Source organism: Amycolatopsis pittospori (assembly GCF_013870525.1).
Lineage (GTDB): Bacteria > Actinomycetota > Actinomycetes > Mycobacteriales > Pseudonocardiaceae > Amycolatopsis > Amycolatopsis pittospori.
Map to the genome: position 1 here is coordinate 73,334 of NZ_JACBXD010000032.1, position 6,000 is coordinate 79,333.

At 70.2% G+C, this 6,000-nt stretch carries 6 protein-coding genes; 1 reads left to right on the top strand and 5 read right to left on the bottom strand.

Going from position 1 to position 6,000, the window contains the following annotated elements:
- Positions 1 to 144: 144 nt before the first annotated feature.
- Complete coding sequence (locus H5J31_RS19675; protein ID WP_181774064.1) at positions 145 to 606, bottom strand: tRNA (cytidine(34)-2'-O)-methyltransferase; 462 nt, start codon at positions 604 to 606, stop codon at positions 145 to 147.
- A gap of 110 nt (positions 607 to 716) precedes the next feature.
- On the opposite strand from H5J31_RS19675, the gene H5J31_RS19680 reads away from it, so the two are divergent.
- Complete coding sequence (locus H5J31_RS19680; protein WP_181774065.1) at positions 717 to 2,312, top strand: alkaline phosphatase D family protein; 1,596 nt, start codon at positions 717 to 719, stop codon at positions 2,310 to 2,312.
- Here H5J31_RS19680 and H5J31_RS19685 read toward each other — a convergent pair.
- From H5J31_RS19685 to H5J31_RS19700, 4 genes are all read right to left on the bottom strand, one after another.
- A complete protein-coding gene (locus H5J31_RS19685; protein ID WP_181774066.1) occupies positions 2,300 to 2,731 on the bottom strand; it encodes an acyl-CoA thioesterase in 432 nt (143 codons plus the stop codon). The two genes, H5J31_RS19680 and H5J31_RS19685, sit on opposite strands and share 13 nt — an antisense overlap.
- A 70-nt stretch (positions 2,732 to 2,801) precedes the next feature.
- On the bottom strand, positions 2,802 to 4,067 hold the full coding sequence (locus H5J31_RS19690) for an alpha/beta hydrolase family protein (RefSeq protein WP_181774073.1): 1,266 nt from the start codon (positions 4,065 to 4,067) through the stop codon (positions 2,802 to 2,804).
- A gap of 122 nt (positions 4,068 to 4,189) precedes the next feature.
- The gene (locus H5J31_RS19695) at positions 4,190 to 5,131 is read right to left on the bottom strand and encodes a TAXI family TRAP transporter solute-binding subunit (RefSeq protein WP_181774067.1); all 942 of its coding nucleotides are present in this window, start codon (positions 5,129 to 5,131) and stop codon (positions 4,190 to 4,192) included.
- Positions 5,128 to 6,000, bottom strand: an 873-nt coding sequence (locus H5J31_RS19700) for a sensor histidine kinase (RefSeq protein ID WP_181774068.1), incomplete at its 5' end; no start/stop codon positions are given. The genes H5J31_RS19695 and H5J31_RS19700, both read right to left, overlap by 4 nt.

Genomic DNA, 6,000 nt, shown 5'->3' on the forward strand with positions numbered 1-6,000 from the left:
TGCGGCGCGGTGCGTGATCATGGGCAACAGGACGTTGCGAAAGCCACTTTCGCAACCTTCAACGTTGCGAAAGTGGCTTTCGCAACGTCAGTCGGCGGGAGGCTCAATGCCCCGTACAGCAGCGGGCGCTCTCAGGCCACGCGGTCAGGGGGTCGCGAAGCCGTTCTGCCGCCAAGCCTCGTAGACGCTGATCGCCGCCGTGTTGGCCAGGTTCAGAGAACGGCTCGTCGGCAGCATCGGTAGCCGTACGCGGTCGGTGACCTGAGAGGCCTCCTGCACCTCAAGAGGCAACCCCGCCGACTCCGGTCCGAACATCAGCACGTCTCCGGGCGCATATGCGACATCGGTGTGCAGCCGCGTCGCCGAAGCGCTGAACGCGTAGACCCGGGCGGGGAGCAGGGCAGCCCACGCCGCGTCGAGGTCCGCGTGGACGTGGACCCGCGCGAGGTCGTGGTAATCGAGCCCGGCCCGGCGCAGCTGCTTGTCCTCCAGCGTGAAACCGAGGGGCTCCACCAGGTGGAGCTCGCAGCCGGTGTTCGCGGTCAAGCGGATCGCGTTACCCGTGTTGGGCGGGATTTCGGGGCGGTAGAACAGGATGCGGAACACGAGGGTTGATCGTCTTTCGTTCACGGGCGCTTCGCCTGAGGGCGGCCGGGAGGCCATATACGCGGACGAGCATGAGGCCGCCCGTGACCATCCCACCACAGGAGGGCTTCATGCCTTCGCTCCCTCACCCCCTGTCGCGGCGTCGCTTCCTCGGTTATGGCTCCGCCGGCGCGGCCGCCGTCCTGCTGGGGACCGGTGCCTGGAACGCCGCCGGCGCGATGCCTCTCGCGAGCGGCTCCGGTAACCCGTTCACCCTCGGTGTCGCGTCGGGCGACCCGTTGCCCGGCGGTGTCGTGCTCTGGACGCGGCTCGCGCCGCAGCCCTACGACGCCGACGGCTTCGGCGGGATGCCGCGCAAACCGGTTCGCGTCGAGTACGAGGTCTCGGTCGACGAACGCTTCCGAGGTGTGATCCGCCGCGGTTCCGTGGTCGCCACCCCGGAACTCGGCCACTCCGTGCATCCCGAGATCCACGGCCTCGCGCCGGACCACCAGTACTTCTACCGCTTCCGCGCGGGTGGCGAGATCTCACCGGTCGGCCGCACGCGGACGGCGCCGGTCGCGTGGTCCTCGCCGCGTGAGCTGAACTTCGCGTTCGCGTCCTGCCAGAACTGGGAGGCCGGGCACTTCACCGCGTACGACCACATGGCGGCCGAGGACCTCGACCTCGTCGTTCACCTGGGCGACTACCTGTACGAAAGCGGTGTCACCGGCGTCGGACGCGGTACGCCCGTGGGGGCGCAGTTCAAGGGCGAGACCTTCGACCTGGCCCGGTACCGTCTGCAGTACGCGCTCTACAAGTCCGAAGCGCCGCTCATGGCCGCGCACGCCGCCTTCCCGTGGATCCACGTCAACGACGACCACGAGGTGGAGAACAACTGGGCGGGCGACCTTTCCCAGGCCGACAAGGAGCCCGACCAGGACCCCGCCGTCTTCCGCCAGCGCCGCGCCCAGGCGTTCCAGGCGATGTACGAGCACCTGCCGTACCGCATCGCGCAGCTGCCGAAGGGGCCGGACGCGCGTCTGCACCGGCGCCTCAGCTACGGCACGCTGGCCGACTTCACCATGCTCGACACCCGCCAGTACCGCGACGACCAGCCGTGCGGCGACGGACAGTCCGCGAACTGCACCGACCGGTTCGACGACGACCGCACCTTGCTCGGCGCGGAGCAGCGGAAGTGGCTGCTCGACGGCTTTTCCCGCTCGCACGCGCGGTGGCAGATCCTGGGCAACCAGGCGCCGATGGGGCAGACCGACACCGACGCGGGCGCCGCGACCAACGTGTACCTCGACCCGTGGGACGGCTACGTCGCCGACCGTGACCGCGTGCTGGCCGCGGCCCAGGACCGGGGTGTGCGGAACCTGGTGGTCATCACCGGCGACCGCCACCAGAACTACGCCTGGGACCTCAAGCGCGACTTCGGCGACCCGGGTTCGCCCACCGTGGCGAGCGAGTTCGTCGGGACGTCGATCACCAGCGGCGGCAACGGCGCCGACATGACGCCGGCCGGTGAGAACCTGCTGAAGGCCAACCCGCACATGAAGTTCTTCAACAACCAGCGCGGGTACGTCCGGGTCAACGTCAACCGGCAGCGCTGGCGGAGCGACTTCCGGGTGGTGCCGTTCGTGAACACGCCCGGCGCGCCGATCAGCACGCGGGCGAGCTACGTCGTCGAGGACCGCAGGCCGGGCGTTCAGTCCTCCTGAACCGGCAGGAAGGCGGCGTACGCCTCGCGCACGGACGCGGGTGGCGCCGCCTTCCGCAGCGTCTCCGGGTCGACGAAGACGTAGCGGTTGGTCGCCTCGGTGCAGACCATGCCGCCGCGGCGGATCTCGAAGTCGATGATCAGCGACGTCGTGCCGAGGTGGTTCAGGAACGCGGAGACGACCAGTTCGTCGTCGTAGCGGCAGGGTGCGCGGTAGCGGAGGTTCGACTCGGCGACCACGACGTCGGCGCCGTGGGCGAGTGCCTCGTCGTGGGAGCCGAAGAGGGCCCGTTCGACCTCGAAGGTGGCCATGTCGAGGTAGGCGAGGTAGTTCGCGTTGAAGACGATGCCCTGCCCGTCGCACTCGTGGTAGCGCACCCGCAGCGGCATCTCGATGATCGGTTTCCGTGGCTCGGTCACCCTGTCAACCTAGTGGTCGCACGTGAAGGCCCCCTTCCCTCGGTTCGATCGAAGGGGGCCTTCACGCGGGTCACTCGATGAAGTCGATGTTCGGATACCTCGGGGACTCGCCGTCGAACAGGTGCTTGTCCCGTCCTCGGAGGTGTAGATCGAAGAACGCACCGACGTAGTCCCGTTGCGCGGCAAGCGAACGACGCGGATCGATGGTGCCGATGACCGCCTCGCGCTTCTCCTGTGCCACTCGATCGCCGAGCTGCGGCACGACGACCTGCAGATCGCTGTACGCCATATGCGTACTGCCGCCGCGCAGGAGCAGGTCCCGCTTCCAGCCCCGCTGGTTGACCCAGAAATCCGCCCAGCTGCGGTCGAATTCCGGCTGGCGGTGGGTGTGTTCCAGTGGCTTGCCGTTTTCGCCGACGCCCTGGGCGCCCATCAACAGGAACGGCCGGTCCAGACCGCGTTTCGTGACCTCACCCGGGACATAGGCACTTCCCGGGGGATAGCCGAACGCCGTCGCCATCGCGCCGTCCAGGTTGATCCCGGCGTCGACACGGCGGTCGTGGACCATCGTCTCGCCCGCGGTGAACCCGCCGTACGAATGCCCGTACGCGCCGACCCGGGACAGGTCGAGCGACCAGCCGAGACCACGGGGGAGCGGCCGGTTCTCCGCGTCCGGGTTCTGACCCCGGGTGATCTTCGCGAGCTGGTCGAGCACGAACCGGCTGTCGCCGACCCGCGCGTCGAGCGCCTTCTTCATGAACTCGGGACCCTCACCCGGCGGAAGCGCGGGTTCGAGCCGTCCGCCGGGGAATTCGACGGCCGCGCTCTCGTAGGTGTGCGAGAGCGAGACGACGACGTAGCCGCGGCTCGCCAGGTCGTCGACGAGGGCCGTGTACGTCTCCCGAGGCCCGCCGAAGCCCGGCGAGAAGAGCACCACCGGCTTGGGAGCGCCGTGGGCGACGGGGACACCGGTCTCGGCCCTGCGTTTCGACGACGCCCAGTCGATGGTGCCGGCCGGGAGACCGAGGTAGCCCTCGTCCGCCAGCACCTGGTCGATGACGCCGCCCATGGCGGGACTCAGCCACGGGGTGCGCGGACCGTCGGCGAACCGGTCCGCCGGATAGGTGACGGTGGCCATGACCTCCCGGCGCCGCTCCGGTTTCCACGGATCGGGGCGGGAGGAGTCGACGAGGTGGAGGTCGGTGGTGCCGACCTCGTACTGGCCGGTGAGGGCCGGTGCGGTGAGTACGACCTGCTCCGCCGCGACGGCGGGGGTGGTCGCGGTGAGCCCGCCCACGAGCGCCAGGCCCGCGACGAGCGCCGAACCCCGCACCATCCTGGTGTGTCTCGATGACACTGCTGGAGTCCTTCCGGATCGGGGCGGCCGGGTGGGCCGCCTGCTTCCGACCCTGGCAGCGCTCCGGTGCTACACGCATCACCCTGGAGATGGAGCCGGTCTCACCCGTGAAGGGCACGGTAGGCCGAGGCGGCTCCGGGGTGCAGCGGGACCTTGCCCGTGCCGATCAGTGTCCGGACGTCGAGGAACTGCGTGCCGACGGCGGGAGCGGGAACGAGGTCCGCGGCGTGCCCGGCCAGCACCCGGGTCACCGCGGCGGCGACGTCTTCCGGCAGCGAAGGTGCCGCGAGCAGGAGGTTCGCGACACCGATCGTCCGTAGTTCGCCGACTCCCTGATAGGCCTGTGCAGGGACGTGGACCTGGTCGTACACCGGGCCGTAGCCCGCACGCAGGGCCGGAAGGTGCGTGTCGAGGGGCAGCAGCGTGATCGCGGTGGTGCGGTTCAGCTCGGTCAGTGCGGGTGTGGGGATCCCGCCCGACCAGAACAGCGCGTCGACCTCGTGCGCCACCAACGCGTTGATCGCTTCCCCGAGCAGGAGATTCTTCGCCGCCACCGGGATTTCCGCGCGGGCGAAGAGCCGGGTGCTGAACACCGCCACGCCGGACCCGTTCGCGCCCATCGCCACCGGACGGCCGGCCAGGTCGGCGAGCGAGCGCACGCCGCCGTCCGCGCGGACCACGAGCTGGTGGTAGTTCTCGTAGACGCGGCCGATGGCGGAGAACGCGATCGGCACCGAGAACGGTTCCGCGCCGGTGAACGCGGATTCGGCGACGTCGCCGAGGACGAGCCCGAGGTCGGCCCGGCCGTCCCGCAGGCGACGCAGGTTCTCGACACTGGCCTCGGTCGCGACGGCGGTCGCGCGCAGCCGTGGTTCGGCCCGGTTGAGCTGTTCGGCCAGCAGTTCGGCGAAGGCGAGGTAGAAACCGCCGCTCTCACCCGCCGCGATCAGGACCTCGCGTTCCGGTCCCTGGTAGCCCGCCGTCGAACAACCCGCGAGGGTGGCGAGCCCGGCGAGGATCGCGGTGCGCCTGGTGACGGTCATGACGCGCTCCCGGCGAGGGGAAGTTCGACGCGGACTTCGAGGCCGTGCGGCTCCGCTTGCCGCAGCTCCAGTTTCCCGCCCCGCGCGAGCACGTGCTGGTTCGCGATCGAGAGCCCGAGCCCGGTTCCTCGCGGCGCGCCGTCCCCGCCCGCCCGCCAGAACCGTTCGGTCGCCCGCTCGCGGTCCTGTGTGGACAGTCCGGGTCCGTTGTCGGACACGATGACCGTGGCCGTCCCGTCGCCGGTCTCGTATCCGGCGGTGATGGTCGCGCCCCGGCCGGCGTAGTGCACCGCGTTGTCCAGCAACACGTCGAGGATCTGCGCGAGATCGCTTTCCGGGCAGCGCACGGTCACCGGAACGTGGTGTCCTTCCGGCGCCGCGAGGTTCACCCCCGCGTCGTCGGCGGACGGGCGCCACGCGTCGACCCGTTCCGCGAGTACGGCGGGAAGATCGCACGGTTCGTCGCCGGCTTCCCCGGCGGCCAGCCGGGTCGCCGCGCTTTCGGCGAGTGCTAGTGCCAGCAACCCGTCGAGCAACGACTCCAGCCGTTCGACCTCGGCGACGGTCGCGCGGTAGGCCCGCTGACCCTCGCCGTCGATCCTGGGCGCGAGCGAATCGACCCGCAAACGCAAGGCGGCCATGGGATTCCGCAACTGGTGCGACGCGTCCGCGACGAGCCGCCGCTGTTGTTCCGACGCTTCGACGACGGCGTCGGACATCCGGTTGAACGACGTCGCCAGCGAGCGCAGTTCGCGAGGCCCGGCCCTGTCCGGCACCTGCGCGCGGTGTCCCTCGGTGACCGCCTGCACGCCGGTCTCCAGTTCGTGCAGCGGCCGCACCATCCACCGGGCCAGCAGCACCGCGAGCAG